At 65.8% G+C, this 22,152-nt stretch carries 18 protein-coding genes and 1 tRNA gene; 7 read left to right on the top strand and 12 right to left on the bottom strand.

What is annotated here, in order from left to right; genetic code table 11:
* The first annotated feature begins 149 nt into the window (after positions 1-149).
* The 3 genes from RT424_RS05085 to gltX all read left to right on the top strand — a co-directional run bounded on the left by RT424_RS05085 (position 150) and on the right by gltX (position 2,882).
* Positions 150-225 (top strand) — tRNA-Ala (locus RT424_RS05085).
* 120 nt (positions 226-345) lie between these two features.
* A complete protein-coding gene (locus RT424_RS05080; RefSeq protein ID WP_313434946.1) occupies positions 346-1,515 on the top strand; it encodes a benzoate/H(+) symporter BenE family transporter in 1,170 nt (389 codons plus the stop codon).
* 32 nt (positions 1,516-1,547) lie between these two features.
* Positions 1,548-2,882, top strand: a complete 1,335-nt coding sequence (gene gltX / locus RT424_RS05075; RefSeq protein WP_313434944.1) for a glutamate--tRNA ligase — start codon at positions 1,548-1,550, stop codon at positions 2,880-2,882.
* A 172-nt stretch (positions 2,883-3,054) separates the two neighbouring features.
* Here gltX and RT424_RS05070 read toward each other — a convergent pair whose 3' ends face one another.
* The 3 genes from RT424_RS05070 to RT424_RS05060 form a co-directional block, all read right to left on the bottom strand.
* The gene (locus RT424_RS05070; RefSeq protein ID WP_313434942.1) at positions 3,055-3,837 is read right to left on the bottom strand and encodes a 3-hydroxybutyrate dehydrogenase; all 783 of its coding nucleotides are present in this window, start codon (positions 3,835-3,837) and stop codon (positions 3,055-3,057) included.
* 26 nt (positions 3,838-3,863) lie between these two features.
* Entirely contained in the window at positions 3,864-5,018 is a 1,155-nt protein-coding gene (locus RT424_RS05065) for a patatin-like phospholipase family protein (RefSeq protein WP_313434940.1), read from the bottom strand.
* Between the two features lie 216 nt (positions 5,019-5,234).
* On the bottom strand, positions 5,235-7,985 hold the full coding sequence (locus RT424_RS05060) for a [protein-PII] uridylyltransferase (protein ID WP_313434938.1): 2,751 nt from the start codon (positions 7,983-7,985) through the stop codon (positions 5,235-5,237).
* Between the two features lie 197 nt (positions 7,986-8,182).
* Between RT424_RS05060 and lgt the strand changes: the two genes are divergently transcribed.
* Both lgt and RT424_RS05050 read left to right on the top strand, forming a co-directional pair.
* Positions 8,183-9,082 (top strand): prolipoprotein diacylglyceryl transferase, encoded by a 900-nt coding sequence (gene lgt, locus RT424_RS05055; protein WP_313434936.1) that lies wholly within the window; start codon positions 8,183-8,185, stop codon positions 9,080-9,082.
* 3 nt (positions 9,083-9,085) lie between these two features.
* Positions 9,086-10,135 carry a class I SAM-dependent methyltransferase gene (locus RT424_RS05050; protein WP_313434934.1) on the top strand — a complete coding sequence of 350 codons (1,050 nt, stop codon included), beginning with the start codon at positions 9,086-9,088 and terminating at the stop codon, positions 10,133-10,135.
* A gap of 76 nt (positions 10,136-10,211) precedes the next feature.
* Here RT424_RS05050 and RT424_RS05045 read toward each other — a convergent pair whose 3' ends face one another.
* The 9 genes from RT424_RS05045 to RT424_RS05005 form a co-directional block, all read right to left on the bottom strand.
* Positions 10,212-12,011 carry a bifunctional metallophosphatase/5'-nucleotidase gene (locus tag RT424_RS05045; protein ID WP_313434932.1) on the bottom strand — a complete coding sequence of 600 codons (1,800 nt, stop codon included), beginning with the start codon at positions 12,009-12,011 and terminating at the stop codon, positions 10,212-10,214.
* 72 nt (positions 12,012-12,083) lie between these two features.
* Positions 12,084-12,491 carry a metallopeptidase family protein gene (locus RT424_RS05040; protein ID WP_313434930.1) on the bottom strand — a complete coding sequence of 136 codons (408 nt, stop codon included), beginning with the start codon at positions 12,489-12,491 and terminating at the stop codon, positions 12,084-12,086.
* Between the two features lie 7 nt (positions 12,492-12,498).
* Positions 12,499-14,430 (bottom strand): M1 family metallopeptidase, encoded by a 1,932-nt coding sequence (locus tag RT424_RS05035; RefSeq protein ID WP_313434928.1) that lies wholly within the window; start codon positions 14,428-14,430, stop codon positions 12,499-12,501.
* Between the two features lie 64 nt (positions 14,431-14,494).
* Positions 14,495-15,043 (bottom strand): fasciclin domain-containing protein, encoded by a 549-nt coding sequence (locus RT424_RS05030; protein WP_313434926.1) that lies wholly within the window; start codon positions 15,041-15,043, stop codon positions 14,495-14,497.
* Positions 15,044-15,240: 197 nt separating this feature from the next.
* Positions 15,241-16,650, bottom strand: a complete 1,410-nt coding sequence (gene glnA, locus RT424_RS05025) for a type I glutamate--ammonia ligase (RefSeq protein ID WP_147220732.1) — start codon at positions 16,648-16,650, stop codon at positions 15,241-15,243.
* A gap of 145 nt (positions 16,651-16,795) precedes the next feature.
* Positions 16,796-17,134, bottom strand: coding sequence for a P-II family nitrogen regulator (locus RT424_RS05020; protein ID WP_008832116.1), 339 nt, complete (start codon positions 17,132-17,134; stop codon positions 16,796-16,798).
* Positions 17,135-17,522: 388 nt separating this feature from the next.
* On the bottom strand, positions 17,523-18,446 hold the full coding sequence (gene argC, locus RT424_RS05015) for an N-acetyl-gamma-glutamyl-phosphate reductase (RefSeq protein WP_313434912.1): 924 nt from the start codon (positions 18,444-18,446) through the stop codon (positions 17,523-17,525).
* Positions 18,446-18,745, bottom strand: a complete 300-nt coding sequence (locus tag RT424_RS05010; protein WP_313435125.1) for an SH3 domain-containing protein — start codon at positions 18,743-18,745, stop codon at positions 18,446-18,448. Before RT424_RS05010 ends, argC begins: the two co-directional genes overlap by 1 nt.
* A gap of 117 nt (positions 18,746-18,862) precedes the next feature.
* Positions 18,863-20,269: a leucyl aminopeptidase family protein gene (locus RT424_RS05005; protein ID WP_313434910.1), complete on the bottom strand. Its 1,407-nt coding sequence runs from the start codon at positions 20,267-20,269 to the stop codon at positions 18,863-18,865.
* A 48-nt stretch (positions 20,270-20,317) separates the two neighbouring features.
* On the opposite strand from RT424_RS05005, the gene RT424_RS05000 reads away from it, so the two are divergent.
* Both RT424_RS05000 and map read left to right on the top strand, forming a co-directional pair.
* Positions 20,318-21,160 (top strand): PdaC/SigV domain-containing protein, encoded by an 843-nt coding sequence (locus tag RT424_RS05000; RefSeq protein WP_313434908.1) that lies wholly within the window; start codon positions 20,318-20,320, stop codon positions 21,158-21,160.
* 63 nt (positions 21,161-21,223) lie between these two features.
* Positions 21,224-22,054 carry a type I methionyl aminopeptidase gene (map, locus tag RT424_RS04995; RefSeq protein WP_313434906.1) on the top strand — a complete coding sequence of 277 codons (831 nt, stop codon included), beginning with the start codon at positions 21,224-21,226 and terminating at the stop codon, positions 22,052-22,054.
* The last annotated feature ends 98 nt before the right edge of the window (positions 22,055-22,152 follow it).

The following is a 22,152-nucleotide window of genomic DNA, read 5'->3' as shown; positions in this document are numbered from 1 at the left end:
CGCAGCACCCATTATAACTTTCGCCGCGCGTGAATGTTTCTCTTGTCAGATTGAAAAAGCCGATCTAGAGGGCTGCCTCCCACGCCGCAGCGCCTACGCAGCAGTGAGGGACCGGATCGCCCGCCCAGGTGCGATCCGCTGAAATGGACGGGGCCTTAGCTCAGCTGGGAGAGCGCCTGCATGGCATGCAGGAGGTCAGCGGTTCGATCCCGCTAGGCTCCACCATTTCCACCACGCTCATGCGAACATCCCGAAATCTCGAACCTCTCGCCAGGATGATAGCCTGAAAGCGGTGTGCGTTTTCAACGCCTTTCCATCGGCTAAAAACCTGCCCATAGGCCGGCGATGATTTCCAGACTTCCGCCGCTCGCCTCCTGGACCTCCGCTCTTATCGCTGCCCTGATCGGGTTCGGTGGAACCGTCGCGCTCGTCGTCCAGGCGATGGAGGGGCTGGGCGCCGATGCGGGGCAAGTAGGTTCGGCTGTGACCGCGCTGTGCCTCGGCATTGCCGTAGCCGGCGCGATTCTCTCGCTGTGGCTGCGGATGCCGGTTGTGCTTGCCTGGTCCACGCCCGGCGCCGCCCTGCTCGCGGCAAGCAACGGAGCGGTGGGTTGGTCGGTGGCGATCGGCGCCTTCCTCGTGGCGGCGGCGCTGATGTGCCTGCTGGGACTGGTGCCCGCGCTCGGCCGACTGGCGGCGCGCATTCCGCCCTCGGTCGCCTCGGCGATGCTGGCGGGCGTGCTGCTGCCGTTCTGTCTCCAGCTTTTCCGCACTTTGCAGACCGATGCGCTGCTGGTGATCGTTCTGCTGCTGGTCTTCGTGATCGCCCGGCAGCGCTTTGCGCTCTACGCGCTGCTGCTGGTTCTGGTTTCCGGCGTGGCTGTGGTGCTTCTTCGCGGAGATGTGGCGGGATTCGCCCCGCGTTCGCTGATCGGCGGGCTGGAGCCGGTCGTTCCCACCTTCGATCTCAAGGCCGTGGCGAGCATCGGTGTGCCCCTGTTCCTGGTGACGCTGGTTTCGCAGAACCTGCCGGGCCTCGTGGTGCTGCGAAGCGCAGGCTACGAACCGAAGCCGCAGCCCCTGCTGCTCGGCACTGGCCTTGCGACCATGCTGCTCGCACCCTTCGGCGCCCATGGGGTCAATCTTGCCGCGATAACGGCGGCGATCTGCACCAGTAGCGATGCGCACCCGGACCAGCGCCGCCGCTGGACGGTGGGGCTGGTCTACGCCGGTTTCTACCTGGCGCTGGCCCTGTTCTCGGCGCCGCTGGTGCAGTTCTTCCTGACGATGCCCAAGGCCTCGATCGCCGCCTTCACCGGGATCGCACTGATCGTTCCGCTGACGGGGGCGGTGGAGAACATGCTGGCGGAGAAGACGGAGCGCGATGCCGCGATTCTCACTTTCGCCGCAACCGCCTCGGGCGTCTCGCTGTTCGGTATCGGCTCGGCGTTCTGGGGTCTGCTCGCGGGGTTCGCGGCCTTGGCGGCGAAGGCGGTTTTCGCGCGCCGAAATTGACCTCTCGCCCGCCCCGCCGTAACGCGCGGAGCATGACCGTAACGCGCTTCGCTCCATCGCCCACCGGGCACCTCCACGTCGGCAATATCCGCACGGCGCTGCACAACTGGCTGTTGGCAAAACAAGCGGGCGGCCGGTTCCTGCTGCGCATCGACGACACCGACGCCGCGCGCTCGAAGGAAGAATATGTCGATGGCATCCATGCCGACCTCGCCTGGCTTGGCATCGAATGGAACGGCGAGGAACGCCAGTCCGCGCGCTTTGCGCTTTACGAGCGCGAATTCGAGCGACTGCAAGCGGCCGGGCGCGTCTACCCGTGTTGGGAAACCCCGCAGGAACTGGAACTGAAGCGCAAGGTCCTGCTCGGGCGCGGGCTGCCGCCGATCTACGATCGCGGCGCGCTGAAACTCACCGAGGAGGAAAAGGCCGCCCGGATCGCCGTCGGCGACCTGCCGCACTGGCGCTTCCTGCTCGACCATGACGAGCCGATCGCCTGGGAAGACGGTATTCGCGGACCGCAGAAATTCGATGCAGCGCAGATGAGCGACCCGGTGATTCGCCGCGCCGACGGTTCGTGGCTCTACATGCTGCCTTCCGCCATCGACGACGTGGATATGGGCGTCACCCAGATTCTGCGCGGCGAGGATCACGTGTCCAACACCGCCGCACAGGTCCAGATGTTCACCGCGCTGGGTGCCGAGGTGCCCGCCTTCGCCCACGAGGCGCTGTTGGTCGGCACCGAGGGCAAGCTTTCCAAGCGGCTCGGCTCGCTGGGCGTCGCGCATTTCCGCGAGATCGGCATCGAACCGCAGGCGGTGGTGGCGTTGCTCGGGCGTCTCGGCACCAGCGATCCGGTCGATCCTTCGCTGGATGCCGAAGCGCTGGCCGCCGCCTTCGATCTTTCGCACTTCGGCCGCGCGCCTGCGCGTTTCGACGAAGCCGAGCTGGAGCGGGTCAATGCCGCCGTGGTTCATGCGCTGCCTTTCGAGGCGGTTGCCTCCCGTCTGCCCGAGGAAATGGACGCGGGCGCATGGGAAACGATTCGCCCCAACCTTGCGCATGTCCACGAAGCGCACGATTGGTGGCGCGTCGTGATCGGCCCGGTCGAGGCGCCCGCGCAGGTCGAGGAAGATCGGGCCTATCTGGCGCAGGCGGTCGAGGTTCTGGCCGGGATCGAATGGAGCGCGGGCGTGTGGAAGGCGCTGACCGGCGCGCTCAAGGATGCCACCGGGCGCAAGGGCAAGGGCCTGTTCCTGCCGCTGCGTCTGGCGCTGACGGGCATGGAGCACGGGCCGGACATGGGCGCGCTCCTGCCGCTGATCGGGCGGGATGAGGCTTTGGCGCGGTTGAAGGTCGCGGCGGGGTAAAAAGGAAGGGGGATGATCCCCCAGACCCTCGGAATGGCAGCATCGCGCGCCGCTTAGCCGTAGTGCGCTCCTTGCGGCGCAGCCATGGGCGCACGAGGCTGTTGGCCCTCCCGACCTCGACAGTAATGGGGGTGCAGGGGGGCTATGCTCCCCTGCTTCTCTCTGCCCGTTCTTACTCCATGAACCACCCATGGCTCGCAATCAGCGACTGCCCGGTCAGGGCATTGGTTTCGAAGCCTGCAAAGAACAGCGCCACTTCGGCGATATCGTCCACGGTAGTGAACTCGCCGTCCACGGTCTGGCCGAGCATGACGCGGCTGATGACTTCTTCTTCCGGGATGCCGAGTTCCCTGGCCTGCTCCGGGATTTGCTTGTCCACCAGCGGCGTGCGTACGAAGCCGGGACAGATCACGTTGGTGCGCACGCCCTTCCGGCCGCCTTCCTTGGCGATCACGCGCGACAGGCCCAGCAGGCCGTGCTTGGCCGTGACGTAGGCGCTCTTGAGCGGGCTGGCTTCCTTGGAATGCACCGAGCCCATGAAGATGATCGAGCCGGATTTCTGCGCGTACATGTGCGGCAGCACCGCCTTGGAGGTGAGGAAGGCGCCGTCGAGGTGGATGGCCAGCATCTTCTTCCAGTCGGCATAGGCGAAATTCTCGACCGGGTTCACGATCTGGATACCGGCGTTGGAGACCAGCACGTCCACCGTACCCCAGGCCGCGACCACTGCCGCGACGCCCGCGTTCACCTGCTCCTCGCTGGTCACGTCCATGGCCACGGCCAGTGCCTCGGTGCCATATCTGGCCTTGATGTCCTCGGCGGCCTTTTGCGCCGCTTCGAGATTGAGGTCCGCGATCGCCACTTTGCCGCCGGCGGCGGCGTATTTGTGGGCAATGGCGTTGCCGATGCCGCTGGCGGCGCCGGTGACGATGCAGGACTTGTCCTTCAGCTTCATGGATCGTCTCTCCTCGAATATGCGGTTCAGTGTCCGTTACGGGGGCGGTCGGCCGAAAGGTCGAACGTCATGATCTCATCCGGCTTCAGAGCGCGCCCGGTCCAGTCCGCCTTCCGCAGCGACCAGAGCGCGTCGGCCTTGCCTGCTTCCCAGTGCTCGGCAACCGTCATCCGCGAAAATTCGTAGTCCTTGGACATGGTCTCGTAGCCACGCGGACGGTTGATCAGATGCATCACCGCCACCGCGCCGGCGGGACGGCAGCCGAGCAACTGATGCAGGTCGGGATCGTCGCGCATGCCTTCGGGCAGCTTTCCCGCCAGTCGCTGGGCGGCGGCGCGCATGTCCTGGAGTCGCTTGGAAAGGTCCGTGTTCATGCGCGTGCGGCTGGAAAAGCGGATGTCCTTCTCTCGCTGGGCGATGTCGGCCATGGTCTTGGGCACGGCCCCGCGCGAGGGGAACAGGTCGACCTGGAATATCGTCATCTCGCAAGGGCTGCGGTTGTCGAGCACGTATTGCAGCGGTGTGTTGGAGACGAGGCCGCCATCCCAATACCATTCGCCGTCGATCTCGACCGGGGGGAAACCGGGGGGCAGGGCGCCGCTGGCCATGATGTGCTCGGGGCCGATCCGGCGGTCGGTATCATTGTCGAAATAGGCGAAATTGCCGGTCATCATGTTGACCGCGCCGACCGAAAACCGCGTCTCGCCGTGGTTGATGCGATCGAAATCGACGAGGTCGAGCAGGGTCTGGCGTAGCGGCGTCGTATCGTAATAGCTCAGGCGGTCGAGTTCGTTCGGCCACTCGGGCAGGGGAGTGGGCAGGCGAGGCGTGAAGAAGCCGGGAATGCCGAAAGTCGCGGCCCAGGCGGCAGAGCTCTCGTTGAAGGCGCGGCGGGCGAACCCGTTGCCGACGTCCAGCCGGTAAAGCAGTTCATGGCTCACCCCGTCCCAGAAGGCGCGGAGTTTGCGCACGCGATCCTCGGGGGCATTGCCGGCGATGATGGCGGCATTGATGGCGCCGATCGAAATGCCGGCCACCCAGTCCGGGGCATGGCCTTCCGCCGAGAGCGCCTCATAGACCCCGGCCTGATAGGCGCCGAGGGCCCCACCGCCCTGGAGGACGAGCACCGACTGCAGGGCGTTGGAAGACGAAGGCGAAACGACAGCGTTTTCGGCATTCATGGGCAGGATCCTGCGCATGGGGATGTTGCGATGCAACAAGTGGGGCCATCGGCTCGGGGTTGCAATAGTTTACGTGCGATTTTGTAGAGTCGACGCGGCGGCCTCTGCCCACGTCATCCTGAACTCGTTTAGCTGCGCTGGCCTTCGGCTCAGGATCCATTTCTGACCATTAACGGCGGTCTGTTCGGCAAGATGGATCCTGAAACGAGTTCAGGATCACGCCGCCACTTCGGTAAGGTTTCCGTCACTGGCCGCTTCCAGCAAGCGGCGCTCGAGCGTCTTGATACGGCTGGTGGAGGTGAGTTTCTCGCCCAGCAGATCGGTGACGTAGAACGTATCCGCGGCCCGTTCGCCATAGGTGGCGATGTGGGCGGAGTGAACCATGAGCTTCGATTCGAACAGCGCATGGGCCAGCCGGTTGAGCAGGGCCGGACGGTCGCGGGCGTTCACCTCGACCACGGTGAGGCGGTTGGAGGCCTTGTTGTCCACCAGCACGCGCGGGCGCACGTCGAAGGCATCGGCGCGGGGGCGGGCATCGGGCCGGGCCACGAGTTGCGGCAGGATCTTGATGCGGTTGGCCAGGGCGTTCTCGATCGAGGAACGCAGGCGGGCAAGCTGGGTCTCTTCCATGAACGGCCGGCTGAGCGGATCCTGGACCAGGAAGTTGTCCACCGCACGGCCGGTACGGGTGGTGTGGATGCGTGCGTCGATGATGTTGCCGCCGGCCAGATGGATGCCGCCGGCGATGCGATAGAACAGGCCCGGATGGTCCGAGGCGATCACCGTGACCAGCGTCGCCCCGCGCGCCGGATAGTATTCGGTCGCGATCGACAGGGGTTCGTCCTGCGAGCTGTGGAACTGCGCGAGGTTCTTGGCGATGACGTCTTCCGGCTCGGCAATCCAGTAGGCATCGGCAAACTGGGTGCCGAGTTCCTCGACGAGCGCGGCGGTTTCAGGAGTACCGTCAGCGACGATGGCCTTCTTTGCGGCCACGCGCTTCTCGCGGCCGAATTCGACATGGCCGAGGCGAAGGCGCTCTTCGGTGGCGCCGTAGAGTTCGCTGATGAGCTGGCGCTTCCACGAGTTCCAGGTGCCGGGGCCGACCGCACGAATATCGACGATCGTCAGCAGGGTCAGCTGGCGCAGGCGGTCCACCGATTGCACGAGCGCCACGAAGTCGGTGATCGTCTTGGCGTCCGACAGGTCGCGCTTGAACGCGGTGGCGGAAAGCACGAGGTGGTGCAGCACCAGCCAGGAGACAAGTTCCGTCTCCTCCTCGTCCAGGCCGAAGCGGGGGCAGAGCTTCAGCGCGATCTCGGCACCGATCTCGGAGTGGTCGCCGCCGCGCCCCTTGGCGATGTCGTGCAGTAGCACGGCCGCATAGAGCGCGCGGCGCGAGCGGACCTTGTGGATGATCTCGTGGCTGAGCGGATGGTCCTGCTTCAGCTCGCCCTTCTCGATGCGCGATATCAGCCCGATGGCGCGGATGGTGTGCTCGTCCACCGTGTAGTGGTGGTACATGTCGAACTGCATCTGCGCGTTGACGCGGCCGAATTCGGTGACGAAGCGGCCGAACACCCCTGCTTCGTTGAATGAGCGAAGCGCCGTCTCGGGATTGTTGCGGCTGGTGAGCAGTTCCATGAACAGCTCGTTGGCGCGCGGGTCGCGGCGCACGTCCTCGCGGATGAGGGCGGCATCGCGGGAGACGAGGCGCATGGTCTCGGGGTGGATTTCCAACCCCTCGCGGTCGGCGATGACGAAGATTTCGATCAGGCGCACCGGATCGGCCTCGAACCAGGTCTCGCCGGGCGCCATGATGCGCCCGCCGAACACCTTGTAGCCCCTGACCGAGCGCGGCCGGGCGCGGAAGCCCGCCAGCAGCCCGCGCGGCTGGCGCTTGGCGAACTGGTCGTCGAGCTGGGCAAGGAACACGCCGGTGAGGGTGCCCACCATCTTCGCCTGCAGGAAGAACATCTGCATGAACCGCTCGACCGCGCTCTTTCCGGGCCGGTCGGAATAATTCATCCGCGCCGCAACCTCGCGCTGGAGGTCGAAGGTCAGGCGGTCCTCGGCGCGGCGGGTGATCGTGTGGAGGTGGCAGCGCACCGCCCAGAAGAAGTTCTCGGCCCGGCGGAAGGCGCGGTATTCCTTGTGGGTGAGCAGGCCCACGTCCACCAGTTCGCTGGGATCGCGCACTTTGTGGATATATTTGCCGATCCAGTAGAGCGTGTGCAGGTCGCGCAGGCCCCCTTTGCCTTCCTTCACATTGGGTTCGACCACGTAGCGGCTGTCGCCCATCCGCTTGTGGCGTTCCTCGCGCTCGGCCAGCTTCTCGACCACGAACTGGCGCTCCGTCCCGGCGACGACGTCCTTCCAGAAGCGGGCGCGCACGTCCTCGTAGAGGTCCTGGTCGCCCCAGACGTAGCGGCCTTCCAGCATGGCAGTGCGAATCGTGAGGTCCGAACGGCTCATGCGGACCATATCGTCCACCGAGCGGCTGGAATGGCCGATCTTGAGGCCCAGATCCCAGAGGAAATAGAGCATCGCCTCGATCACCTGCTCGCACCAGGCGGTCTGCTTGATCGGGGTGAGGAAGGCGAGGTCGACGTCGGAATGGGGCGCCATCTCGCCGCGTCCGTAACCGCCCACGGCGATGATCGAGAGGCGTTCGCCCTTCGAACGGTTCATCGCCGGGTAGACGTGGGTGGAGACATGGTCGTGGATCACCCGCAGCAACTGGTCGACCAGATAGGCCTGCGCTTCGGCGACTTCGTGCCCGGCGGAAGGCTTTTCCACGAGGCGGCGGGCGATTTCCGCGCGACCCTGCTCCAGCGCCTCGCGCAAGTGTTCCACCACCTGCTTGCGGCCCTTCGCGGCGCCGATTTCGGCAACGACGGCTTCGAGGCGCTCGACCAGCGCGCGGCGGTCGATCACGGAACGGGGCGAAGGGATGCGGATCACGCTCATGTCCGGTGATATCTAGACATTCAACGGCTTGAGGGGAACAGCGCGCTGCCCTCTCCCCGCCGATTTTGCGGGAGAGGGACGAAATCCAGCCTACCATCGCCCTGCAGGCTATGCCAGAAGGCCCGACAACAGCACCTGTCCCAGTTCCGCCAGGCCGTCCGGCCCGGCGATCTTACGATATCTACGAGGTCGAGCACTTGTCCCTGACAGCACTTGCCGCAGCCGCCGCCGCAGAGGCGCACCAGCCGATCTACTGGGTCGACCTGGGCCTCAAGAACTACCTGTTCCGCATCGGCAGCTTCGAACTGCGCTGGTATTCGCTGGCCTATCTGGCGGGCATCATGCTGGGCTACTGGCATCTGACGCGCATGATAAAGTCGCCCGGCGCGCCTCTGGCGCAGCGCCATGCAGATGACCTGTTCTTCTACTGCACGATCGGCATCATCCTGGGCGGCCGCCTGGGCTATGCGACGTTCTATACCGGGGGAGACACCGGGATTCCCAGCCTCTGGGCGGATCCCGCCGCGCTGCTCTCGCTGTGGCACGGCGGCATGAGCTTCCACGGCGGGTTGATCGGCGTGCTGCTGGCGATGGCTTGGGTTTCCTGGCGCGGAGAACTCGATTTCCTGCGCGTGGCGGACTACATCGCGGTCTGCGTGCCCTTCGGCATGCTGTTCGGCCGCTTGGCCAACTTCGTGAACGGCGAACTGTGGGGCCGGGTGGTGACCAATCCGGACCTGCCCTGGGCCATGGTCTTCCCCGACGCCGGCCCGCTGCCGCGCCATCCCAGCCAGCTTTACGAGGCCGGTCTTGAGGGGCTGCTGCTGATCGTGGTGATGCTCAGCCTGTTCTGGAAGACGCGCGCGCGGTTCCGTCCCGGCCTGCTGGTCGGCGTCTTCACCACCGGTATCGCCTGCGCGCGCTTCACCGTGGAGTTCTTCCGCGAGCCCGACGCCCAGCTTCAGGATTTCGCGGCGCGCACCGGCCTGTCGATGGGCCAATGGCTGACCATTCCGCTGATCCTGCTCGGCCTCGCGCTGATCGCGCGGGCGCTGTCCAAGCCGGCGCTGGCCACCGTTCGCCCCATCACTGCCTGAGCGATGTCCAGAGCCGAACCGCTCTCGGCCGTGTTCCAGCGGCTGATCGCGACCTACGGGCCGATCTCGCTGCTGCACTACATGGGCGAATCGAATGCCCGCTACTATGCCGACAAGGATCCGCTCGGCGCGGCGGGGGACTTCATCACCGCGCCGGAAATCAGCCAGATGTTCGGCGAACTCGTCGGGCTATGGCTGGCGGACGTCTGGATGCGGGCGGGCAGTCCCACCCCGGTCCACTATGTCGAGATGGGGCCGGGACGCGGCACCCTGGCGCGCGATGCCCTGCGCACGATGAAGCGGGTGGGGCTCGATCCGCAGGTCCATTTCGTGGAAGGCTCGCAGGCACTGAGGGCGCTTCAGGCCGAAGCCGTGCCGCAGGCGCAGTGGCATCACGACCTCGGCAGCGTGCCCACCGATGCACCCCTGCTGGTGGTGGGCAACGAGTTTCTCGATGCGCTGCCGGTACGCCAGCTCGTCAAGGCCGCCGAAGGCTGGCGCGAGCGCATGGTCGATTGGGCCGAGGATCGCTTCCGCCCCGTCGCCGGGGACAAGCCGATGGATGCCGCCGTGCCGGATGCGTTCAGGGACATGCCCGAGGGTACCTTGCTGGAAACCTGCCCCGGCGCGGCCGCCGTCATGCAAGAGCTTTCCGCAAGGCTTGCGGCACAGGGCGGCGCCGCGCTGGTGATCGACTATGGCTATGCCGAGCCGCAGACCGGCTCCACCCTGCAGGCGCTGCGGGCGCATACCAAGGTGGATCCCTTCGCGACGCCCGGTGAAGCGGACCTCACCTGCCTTGTGGACTTCGCCATTCTGGCCGAGATCGTCGGCAGGGAAGGCGCGAAGTGGCAGGGCACGGTGACGCAAGGGAATTTCCTGCGCGCGCTGGGCATCGAGACTCGGGCCGCCAACCTCGCCTCGGCATCGCCGCATCACGCGGATACGATCGGCAGGGCCATGGATCGGCTCATCGGTGACGATCAGATGGGTACGCTGTTCAAGGTCATGGGCGTGAGCGCGCCGGACTGGCCGCAAGGCGCGGGTTTCTAGAACCGGACCCGCCTTTTCGAAGGTCCATATGAAAAGGGGAGCGGACTGGCCCGCTCCCCTTTCGTCTTCCGGGCTCTCAGCGCGCCTGGGGCGTCCGGTCCTCTTCGGGCACCTGGCGCACCGGCACGGCGCCAAGCCAGTCTTCCAGCGCGTCGAGGTCGATCGCACCGCGCGTGCGGTCCTTACCCTGGATGAAACCGCTGAAGCCGTCGCCGCCCTCCGCGAGGAAGTTCACCACGCTGACGCGATAGGTCTTTGCCGGGTCGAGCGGCTTGCCGTCCAGCATGATGGCGGTGATGCGCGAACCGGAGGGACGGCGCATGTCGAAGGCTATCCGCGTGCCCTGGCTTGGCGAGAGCATCTGCTGATCACCCGCATCGTCCAGCCCCTGCTCCAGCGTCGCGCGGATCTGCGCTCCGGTGAGCGACATCGTGACGATTTCGTTGTTGAACGGCTCGACCGCGTAGATCTGGCCGAACGTCACGGTGCCGTCGGCCGCCGGAACCAGCGCGGCGCGGATGCCGAAGGGGTTGAGGAAGGCGATCTGCGCACCGGCCTTGCGCGAGGCGGCAAGCTGCGAATCCGCGATCAGGCTGCCGAGCGCGCCGCCGGTGGCGACGCCGTTGCCTTCCTCCTTGCCGAGCGGCGCGGAGAGGCGGCCCACAGGTCGGGCCACGAGGTGCAGCGAGGCGTCCTTGTAGCGCTGGACGTATTCCGCCACGTCCGCGCGCGGCTGGAACTGCGGGAAGGCGGCGGTGTTCGGCACGTCGCCCTTGGCCGACTTATAGGCCGGGGACTGGACGATCACGTTGCTCGCCTGCTTGCCGAGCAACTTGTGGGTCGTTGGATCGAAGCGCAGGGTGATGTCGGTGACCAGCTTGCCGTAGACTCCGGCGCTGGTCAGCAGGATCGGGCCGGCCTTGGCATTGGCGGTATAGTTGCAGACGTAGGCCCAGTGGGTATGGCCGGAGACGACCACGTCCACGCCGGGGTCGAGCCGATCGAGGATCGGCTGGATATCTCCTGACGCCTGGTCGCAGCCGTTGGGATCGGCGGCGCCGCCGGTGCGCAGGCCCTGGTGGATCAGCACGACCACGGCATCGGCACCGGCCGCCTTGAGCGACGGCACGGCGCGGTTGATTGTCTCTGCCTCGTCCGCGAAGGCCAGCCCGGCAACCCGGTCCGGCGCGACGAGGGTGGGCACGGACTTGAGGGAAAGCCCCACGAACCCGATGGTGATCCGGTTCGCTCCTTCGCCGAAAGTCTTGATGCCGGTGCCGGGGAACAGCGGGGAACCATCGGCCAGCGTGGTGCTGGCGGCAAGGTACTTGTAGCTGGCGCCCTTGAACGGTTCGAGCTGGCACGGCTCGCCGCGCGTATTCTTTTCGCAGCCGCCGTTCTGGAGGCGGCGCAGTTCCTGCCAGCCTCGGTCGAATTCATGATTGCCGACCGCGTTGAACTCCACGCCGACGCGGTTCATCACGCCCACCGCCGGTTCGTCGAGATAGAGCGAGGACGCAAGCTGCGAGGCGCTGGTGAGATCGCCCGCGGCCACCACGACGTTATTGGCATGCCGGGCCTTCAGCGAATCGACCGCCGAGGCCAGCCAGGCGCCGCCGCCTGCGGGCACCGCAACGGAGCGGCCCTGACCGTCCGGCGCATCCACCGACTGGTTCGGCGGCTCCAGCGCACCGTGGAAATCGTTGATGGCGATCACGCCTACTTCGATCGGCGCGCTGGCTTGCGAAGAGTTCGGCGATGAAGGCTGGCGGGAAGCCGGCGTCGTTGCGCAGCCGGCAAGCAGGCCAGCCAGCAGCGAGGCGGATAGCAGCGGGGTGGGCAGCAGCGGGAAACGGCGAGTGAATGGGAGAGTCATGGCCGCGTCCTATCGGATCATTTCGTGACAGGGCAATGGCTTTTCCTGTCCGTTGGCTCCGATTCCGAGCGGCTATTCGTCTTCCAGGGCGTGCATGTCGTCGTCGGAAAGGCCGAAGTGATGGCCTACCTCATGCACCACGACATGGGTGACCAGATCCTCCAGCGTGACGCCCGTCTCGCACCATTCCGCCAGCAGCGGTTGGCGATAGAGCGTGATGCGCGGGCGGAATTCCCCCGCGACCCAGACCGACTCCTCGTCCAGCGGGCGGCCATGGTAGAGGCCCGTGAGTTCCCAGGCATCCTCCAGGCCAACGGCATGGAGCGTCTCCTCGTCCGCGAATTCTTCGACGTGGACGGTGATCCCTTCGAGGTGCTGCGCGAAAGGCTGCGGGATACGCGCGAAGGCGGCGTGGGCAAGCGCCTCGAACACCTCGGGGCCGGGCGCGTTGCCGAAGCGTTGCGAAAGGGGGGACGTCATCCGGGCCTCATTCCTTGGCGGCGGGAGGATCGATCATGCGTTCGATCCCGGCGGCCGTGGAGGGATGATAGCTCGCGCGAGCCTCCGCGAACAGGCTGCGCGCGAGCGGCTGGCCCCATTCGCCCTGATCCAGCAGGCCACGGTAAAGCGGATAGACGAGCAGCCCGCGGCCGATCGTCGAGAGATAGCGGCGCAGCACCGGCACCGCCGGATCGTAGCGATTGGCGATGGCCAGTTCCAGCCAGGCGGACTGGACATAGGCGTTGCCCGAGGCGGAGAGGCCCAGCGTCTCGTCCAGTTCCTTGAGCCGCGCGGGCGTCTGGCTGCGGGGGATGCCGTTGAGGAAGCGCAGCCACTGCTGCGTGGTCCAGCCTTGCGGCTGCACGGCGCTCGCCGCGCCGCCCGTGTTGAAGGCGGCGAGCTTCTCGTCGATCCGCGCCAGCGTCTCGCTGTGCACTCGCCGCGCATTGTCGGGCAGACCGGCGGCATAGGCCCAGCGGTCGAGCTGGAGCGAGAGTTCGAGTTCCGGCTGGCCCTTCAGCAGGTTCGCGCGCAAGTCGGCCAGGAAGCCGGCCGTGGTCTGGGGCTGGAAGGCGTGACGGTCGAAATAGGACTTCAGGTAGGCGTCCCACTTCGCCCGGCCCACGGTGTTTTCGATCGTGCGCAGGAAGTTGGAGCCCTTGAAGTAGTCGAGCTGGCCGCCCGTGGCGCCCGGATCGCCGTGCAGCCGGGTTGCCGCCCCGGTCTGGCCGCCATTGTCGGCAATGTCCCGTTCCAAGCCGTCCCAATCGAGATCGGCATACATCGCGGCGCGCTCCTTGCCGTAGAGCGATTCCATGATGCGGTTCTCGAAATAGGTGGTGAAACCTTCGTTCAACCAGGAATCCGACCATGTCGCATTGGTGACGAGGTTGCCAGACCAGGAATGCGCCAGTTCGTGCGCGACGACGTCGGTGTTCGAGCGGTCGCCCGTCACGATCGTCGGCGTCAGGAACGTGAGCATGGGGTTTTCCATACCGCCGTAAGGGAAGGCCGGCGGCAGGACCAGCATGTCGTAGCGACCCCAGCGGTACGGGCCATAGAGCGCGGAGGCGGCGTCGATCATCTTCTCGACATCGACGAATTCCTTCGCCGCGCGGTCGAGCATCGGGGCTTCCGCCCAGACGCCGGAGCGCGGGCCGAGCGGCTTGAACTTCAGGTCGCCCACCGCGAAGGCGATGAGGTAGGGCGGCACGGGCTTGTCCATGCGGAAGCGGAAGGCGCGGCGGCCGTCGGGCAGCGGCTCGCCCTTGTCGCCCGAGAGCTTCTCGGCGCTCATCACCGCCACGAAATCGCCGGGGACGCGCAAGGTGGCTTCCCAGGTCTGGCGAATGCCGGGGCTGTCCTGCGTGGGCACCCAGGTGCGGTTGAGGATCGCCTGCCCCTGGCTGAACAGGAACGGCTTCTTCTTGCCGAACGTCATTTCCGGCGGCAGCCATTGCAGCGCCATGGCGCCGGGTTTGGAGCGGTAGACGATCCGGATCTTGCGGGCTCCGGCAAGTTCCACCGTCAGGGCCGAGCCGATATCGGCGTTCGCGGTATCCTTGGGGCCGACCGCCCACTTGAGGGGATTGCCGCCGGAAGCATCGGTGATCGCCTCGATATCGAGGTCGTTGACGTCCAGAACGATCCGCGCGGCGTCAGGCGCGGCGAGAATATCCAGCACGGCGCTTCCCGCCAGGATCTTCTTCGCGAAATCGACGTCGAGATCGAGCGCTACGTGGGTGACGCGGGCCACTTGCGGTTCGGCGTGGGTCCAGGCGTCCTTCGCCTCGGGCGTGGTCAGGATCGGGGCCACGGCGCCGGTCCGTGCGGTGCCTTGGGCGGCGGCGGGCGCTTGGGCGAGGGCTGGCATTTGGGCGGTTCCGGCAAGCAGCGCGGCGACGAGGAGAATACGCATGGACGCGGGTTATGGTCGCGGCCATGGCGGCGCGCAAGCTCCGGCCGGTCAGGATGCCGGGATTTTACAGTTTCTTCAGAACGCCGGTCACCGGGATCGCGATGCTCGATCCTCCGGCGACGGGAGCGCCGTCAAACGCAGCGCTTGTGCCGTCCTCGGCAGTGACGTTCACGGTATTGCCGGCTTGCGTAAAGGTCAGTGTGCCGCCACCCAGCGTCGGCAACTGCACTTTGCCCTCCTTGTTCGCCCGGATGGCGGCGGCGATGTCCTGCGGCGTCAGGTAGCCGGTCAGGATGTGGTCCTTGAGCAGGGCGGCCAGGGCGGTGTGATCGTCGGCCTGGGTGACCTGCCTGGCTGAATCCCCGAGCCGGGCGAAGGCGGAGTCTTCCGGCGCGATCAGGGTGTAGCTTGCGTTTTCGCGAAATGCGCCCGCCATGCCGGTTTCCTTGAGCGCCTCGGCCACGGTCTGGAGACCCGCTGCATTGTCCAGCGCTTGCGGCAGCGTTTCTGCCGGCTTCCCGGCTTGCGCCGTGTTAGGGCTGTTTTCGGAACAGGCAGCGAGCATGAGCCCGACTGCGGCAAGAATGCCAAGAGCGAGAGTTAGCTTGCGCATTCATTCCCTCCTGTCCGGCCCCTCGGGCGAGTGGTTCGACAGGAGGATGATAGGCTTCCCGGTCCGGCTTGTCGCCGGTCGCGGGGGCGGAACGTCGCGCGGCAGGTGCAGGTCGGCCAACGAAAAGGGCGCCCGGATCGCTCCGGGCGCCCCACTCGGCGAACTGATGCTCCTTCCCTGAAAGGAAGGAAGCGCGATCAGGCGCTGTAGTACATGTCGAATTCGACGGCCGACGGCGTGGTTTCCCAGCGCAGCACTTCCGGCCACTTCAGTTCGAGGTAGGATTCGATCTGGTCCACGGTGAACACGCCGCCTTCGAGAAGGAAGGCATGGTCGGCCTGGAGCGAATCCAGCGCTTCACGCAGCGAACCGCAGACGGTCGGCACTTCGGCGAGTTCGGCCGGGGGCAGATCGTAGAGGTTCTTGTCCATGGCTTCGCCCGGATGGATCTTGTTCTTGATCCCGTCGAGGCCGGCCATGAGCAGCGCGGCGTAGCAGAGGTAGGGGTTGGCCATCGCGTCGGGGAAGCGGAATTCCACGCGCTTTGCCTTGTCGCCCGCACCGTAGGGGATGCGGCACGAGGCCGAGCGGTTGCGGGCCGAGTAGGCCAGCAGCACGGGGGCTTCGTAGCCCGGCACCAGGCGCTTGTAGCTGTTGGTGGTCGGGTTGGTGAAGGCGTTCAGGGCCTTGGCGTGCTTGATGACGCCGCCGATGAAGTAGAGGCACATGTCGGACAGACCGGCATAGCCGTTGCCGGCGAACAACGGGTTGCCCTTGTCCCAGATCGAGATGTGGGTGTGCATGCCCGAGCCGTTGTCCTTCATGATCGGCTTCGGCATGAACGTGGCGGTCTTGCCGTATGCCTGTGCGACCATGTGCACGACGTACTTGTAGATCTGCATGCGGTCGGCGGTCTGGACCAGCGTGCCGAAGGTCAGGCCGAGTTCGTGCTGGGCAGCGGCCACTTCGTGGTGGTGCTTGTCGCAGGGCAGGCCCATTTCGAGCATGGTGGTGACCATCTCGCCGCGGATGTCGACGGCCGAGTCGACCGGAGCCACGGGGAAGTAGCCGCCCTTGGCGCGCGGACGGTGGGCAAGGTTGCCGGTGTCGTAGTCGCGGTTCGAGTTGCCCGGCAGCTCGATGTCGTCGATCTTGAAACCGTTGCCTTCGTAGCCGTCATAGAACTTCACGTCGTCGAACATGAAGAATTCGGCTTCGGGGCCGACGTAGACGGTGTCGCCGAAACCGGCCGATTTGACGAACGATTCGGCGCGCTTCGCGGTCGAGCGCGGATCGCGGGCGTAGAGATCGCCGGTCGAGGGTTCCACGATGTCGCAGAACAGGATGAGCATCGGAGTGGCCGAGAACGGATCGACGTAGACGGCGTCGAGGTCCGGCTTGAGGATCATGTCCGACTCGTTGATGGCCTTCCAGCCTTCGATCGACGAACCGTCGAACATCAGGCCGTCTTCCAGCTCGTCCTCGCCGAGGATCGAAGCGACCATGGTGAGGTGCTGCCACTTGCCCTTCGGGTCGGTGAAACGCAGGTCAACCCACTCGATCTCTTCGTCCTTGATGCGCTTGAGGACGTCCTTTGCACTCGCCATTAGAGTAGTCTCCAGTGATGCTCTTCCGATCCCGAAAGAGGCTTTGATGTTCATTGTCTTCGGGCGTCCCCGCTGCCGGGTTCCCGATCCGACCGAGGCCGGGGCAATCTGTTTCCGGCGCGGGCCGGGGGATTACAGCTTGATCTTACAGGGCGTCGTCGTCGCGCTCGCCGGTGCGGATGCGCACGGCGGTTTCCACGGGCACGACGAAGATCTTGCCGTCACCGATGCGGCCGGTCTGGGCGGCATCGGCAATGGCTTCCACCACGCGTTCGGCCAAGGCATCGGGAACGACCACTTCGAGCTTCACCTTGGGCAGAAAGTCCACCACGTATTCGGCGCCGCGATAAAGCTCGGTATGGCCCTTCTGGCGGCCGAAGCCCTTGGCCTCGGTGACAGTGATGCCCGAGACGCCAACTTCGTGCAGTGCTTCCTTCACTTCGTCCAGCTTGAACGGCTTGATGATAGCTTCGATCTTTTTCACGCCTGTGTTGACCCCTGCATGGTCCCGGATTTTTTCCGAAGACAATTCCGGTCCGGGAACCGGATGCCTCGCGCGCGATTGTTGAAATCGAGCATCCCTTATCGGGGATGTTAATCAAGAATCGTGCCAGTGCGGTTGGGCCCCTCGTAGGCTAACTGGGCCGCCGCGAAAAGACCGGAAAAGCAGGTTTCGACACACCGAATGCACTGAGTCATGCGAGTGATGCCGGGTTGGCGACATTATGTGTTCAACTTTCAGGCACGCCCTGCCTTAAAATTGTGCACGCCAGGTAAATGTCCTTTGAGCTTCAACTTGAGCACACGCAAGAAGGCGCCGGAAACCGCAGGGGCTTCCGACGCCTTCTTGCACTGGCGAAATGTCGGCCGCGTTACAGCCTCAGGCCAGCGGTCTCGGGCAGGCCCGCCATCAGATTAAGGTTCTGCACGGCAGCGCCACTGGCGCCCTTGCCCAGGTTGTCGAGCATGGCGACCATGCGCGCCTGAGAGCCGTCCCCGGCGCCGAGCACGCGCAGCGCCAGCGTATCGACCGGCGCCATCGAGCCGCGCAGCAGCAGTTCGTCGGGCTGGTCGTCGACAACGGTCACGATCTCGCTGCCCGCATAGAATGCGGCCAGGGCGGCGCGCAAATCGGCGGGGTTGCCGGCGTTGGGCATCATCGAGAGGTGCAGCGGCACTTCCACCAGCATGCCGCGATGGGCGGGAACCACGGCCGGGGCGAAGATCGGCGCATGGGCCAGGCCGACATGCGCGGTCATCTCCGGCACATGCTTATGGCCGAGCGCCAGGCCATAGGCGCGGAAGGCGATGTCGCGGTCTTCCTCGAAACGGCCGATCAGCGCCTTGCCGCCGCCCGAATAGCCCGAGACGGCGTGGCAGACGTAAGGCCAGTCGGCCGGCAGCAGGCCCGCTTTCACCAGCGGCGCAACCAGGGCGATGAAGCCGGTGGGGTAGCAGCCGGGATTGCTAACGAAGCGCGCGGCGGCAACGGCGTCACGGCCCACCACTTCCGGGAAGCCGTAAGTCCAGCCCGGCGCCACGCGGTGCGCCGAGGAGGCGTCGATCACGCGGGTCGTATCGTTGCGGATCATGCCGACGGCGGCCTTGGCGGCGTCGTCGGGCAGGCAGAGGATCACGAAGTCCGCCGCGTTCAGGGCTTCGGCGCGGGCGGCGTCGTCCTTGCGGCGGGCGTCATCGAGGACGATCAGTTCGAACTCGGCACGGCCCGCGAGCCGATCGGCGATTTCCAGGCCGGTGGTGCCGGCGGCGCCGTCGATAAAGACCGTCTTCGTCATCAGGCTTCCGTCTCCAGAGCGTCGAGCGCGACATAGCCGACCTGGCCCTGTTCGCCCAGCTGGCCCCAGGCCCAGCTGCCGGCGATGTCGAGCACGTTGAACGTTTCACCGGCCGGAAGCTCGCGAACCGGTTCGGCGTCGGCGCGGCTCATGACGCGCAGCACGGCACCCGGCAGAATCCTGCGAGGCATCGGCACGGCATAGTGAGGCACGAAGTAAAGACCCGCCAGCCTGATATGCGCCAGATCGCCGCGCACGGGAAGGCATCCGGGATCCGCGGTCACGCTCGGCCCGGTCATGGCAAGCAGTCCATCGATCCGGGGAGGGCGGGTATAGGAATCCTCGGTGGCCAACGCGGGTGCTTCTCCAAATGCAAAGATGCGCGCGCTTAGCGGGGGCATGGCGAAGACGCAAGTTCAGCCATGGTCGCCGGTGTAGCGCCGCTGCAACATCAGCCACGCCGCGCGCAGGCCGAGTGCATCGCCGCCCTTGGGCCGACCCGGCTTGGCGGCGGGGCGCCAGGCGAACGTATCGAAGTGCGCCCAGTCCACGCCCTTGGGCACGAAGCGGTCCATGAACAGCGCCGCCGTGCTGGCACCGGCAAAGCCGCTGGACCCGGCATTGTTGATGTCGGCAATGTCCGACTTCAGGTATTCGCGGTAGCCTTCGTAGAGCGGCAGGCGCCAGCAGGGGTCTTCCACGGCGAGGCCTGCGTCGAGAATGTCCTGCGCCGTCTTGTCCTCACGCGTGAACAGGGCGGGCAGGTCCGGGCCGACGGCGACGCGCGCGGCGCCGGTGAGGGTGGCGAAGTCGATCACCAGTTCCGGCTCCTTCTCTCCCGCTCGCGTGAGCGCGTCGGCCAGGATGAGGCGGCCTTCGGCGTCGGTATTGCCGATCTCCACGGTGATGCCGGCACGGCTGCGCAGCACGTCGCCGGGGCGGAAGGAATTGCCCGAGATCGCATTCTCGACCGCCGGGATGACGAGATGGAGCCGCACCGGCAGCTTCGCGCCCATGATAAGGCGGGCGAGGGCCAGCGCATGGGCGGCGCCGCCCATGTCCTTCTTCATCAGCAGCATCCCCGCACCGGGCTTGATGTCGAGCCCGCCTGAATCGAAGCAGACGCCCTTGCCGACGACCGCGATCCGGGGGTGCTTGGAATCGCCCCATTCCAGCTCGATCAGGCGCGGTGCATGGGCACGTCCCGCCGCGCGGCCCACGGCATGGACCATCGGATATTCCCGCTCCAGCATCTCGCCGCGCGTGATTTTCACTTCCGCGCGGAAGGCCTTGGCGAGCGATTCCGCTTCGGATTCGAGCTGGCCGGGCCCCATGTCCTCGGCCGGAGTGTTGACGAGGTCGCGCACGAGTTCGATCGCCTCGCCCTCGGCAATGACAGCGTCGATCGCCTTGACCTCGGTGGTCAGGAGAATGCGCGGGCCTTCATCGGAAGGTTCGGAACGATAGCGATCGAAGCCGTATTGCCCGGCGATCCAGCCGAGGGCGGCTTTTCCGAGCTCTCCCCCAAGTTTTCCCGGAGCGCGGCGATAAGTGCCCGCGGGCAAGACGTCGGCCAGTTTGGCGAGACACCAGGTCGACAGCGCATCCGGATCGGCCACGCCCGCAACGACGAACCAGCCGTCGCCATCGGGAACGATCGCATGGCTGCCCGTGTCGCCGACGAACTTTTGCGCTGCGAGCGCGGCGCGCTGGGGGGCGGACAGTCCTTTGACGAAGGACTCGAAGCTATCCTTGGCAAGCAGGTGGATAGCGACGGCCTTCTGGCCGCGATCGGGCTGAATCAATGCGTTCTTGTCGGTCATGATTACATTCTCTAGCCTCGCCGCGAACCTGAGCCGAGAGGAAAAATGATGCGATTTGGTGCCTGGTGCCTGGCTTCCGCTGCAACCGCGGCCCTGCTGCTTGGCGGCTGCAAGGGCGAGACGCCCGCTCCCACCGCATCGGAAACCGCCTCGGCCGAAGCGCCGAGCCAGACCGAAGCCGCAACCGAACCTGTCGCGGACGCCAGCGAAGTCGCGGTGGGCGGCGGTCGCGCGGAGAAGGTGGAAAACGACACTTACGAATTCAGCTATGCCTATCCCGATGCGGCAGGCGCGATTCCGGGGCTGAAGGCCAACCTCGACAAGCAGCTTGAGACATCGCGCACCGATCTCGTCGGTAGCGCCAAGGAAGGGCAGGCCGACTCCAAGGAAAACGATTATCCCTACCACGCCTACAGCTACGGCGAGGAGTGGAAGGTCGTCACCGACGTGCCGAACTGGCTTTCGCTGTCCTCGGAAATCTACACCTATTCCGGCGGTGCGCATGGCATGACCACCTTCGACGCCCTGCTGTGGGATCGCCATGCAAAGACGGCGCGCAAGCCGATCGATCTCTTCACCAGCAAGGACGCGCTTTCGAAGGCCATCCGCACGCCCTTCTGCGCGGCGCTCGACAAGGAGCGCGTCAAGCGTCGGGGTAGTCCGATCGACAAGAGCGACGAGATGTTCTCGGAATGCATCGATCCGGTGGAGCAGGTGGTGATCCTGGGTTCATCCAACGGGCAGACCTTCGATCGCATCGGCCTGCTGGTGCCGCCCTACAATGCCGGTCCTTATGCGGAGGGCAGTTACGAGGTGACGGTGCCGGTAACCGGCGCGGTGATGGCCACGTTGAAGCCGCAGTATCGGTCGAGTTTCTCCATCGCGAAATAGAACCGGGCGGGCGAGTTCACGCCCGATCTCGCAATTTGCGGGCACAATCGTTATGTAGGCGTCATGACCGAATACCAGATCGTCGAACCCGGAAGCGAAACCGTCCTGCGTGACGGCACCATCAAGCTGCACGGCCCGGAAGGGTTCGAGGGCATGCGCAAGGCCGGGCGCCTTGCCGCCATGATCCTCGACGAGATTGCGCCCATGGTGCAGCCGGGGGTCACCACTGCCGCGATCGACGACAAGGTGCGAGAACTGACGCTGGACGGCGGCGCCGTGCCCGCGACCCTCGGCTACCGGGGCTATGCGCATTCGTGCTGCATCTCGATCAACCATGTGGTCTGCCACGGCATCCCGTCGGAAAAGGCGATCAAGGACGGGGATATCGTCAATATCGACGTGACCCCGCTGCTGGACGGCTGGCACGGCGACACCAGCCGCATGTACCTGGCGGGTGACGTTTCGCTGAAGGCGCGCCGCCTGGTCGAGGTGACCTACGAGTGCCTGATGATCGGCATCGAGCAGGCCAAGCCGGGCAACCGCGTGGGCGACATCGGCGCGGCGATCCAGTCCTATGCCGAATCGTTCCGTTACGGTGTAGTCCGTGAATTCTGCGGGCACGGGCTCGGCCGCCTGTTCCATGACGCGCCCGAAGTGGTCCATGCCGGTCGCCCCGGCACCGGCCCGCTGCTCAAGCCCGGCATGTTCATGACCATCGAGCCGATGATCAACCTGGGCAAGCCGCCGGTGAAGCTGCTTTCGGATGGCTGGACGGCGGTAACGCGGGACAAGTCGCTTTCGGCGCAGTTCGAACACTCGATCGGCATTACCGAGACCGGCTGCGAGATCTTCACGACCAGTCCCACAGGCCTCCACAAGCCGCCTTACGCCTGATCCCGTCGTCCCGGACTTGATCCGGGACCGCTGTCAGGTCTTTAGGCGCTTCCTCGCGAGCAAGGCGCGGCTCGGCCAGCGGTCCCGGATCAAGTCCG

The organism is Novosphingobium sp. (assembly GCF_032093395.1).
Classification (GTDB): Bacteria; Pseudomonadota; Alphaproteobacteria; order Sphingomonadales; family Sphingomonadaceae; genus Novosphingobium.
This window is presented reverse-complemented; position numbering and strand designations above follow the sequence as displayed.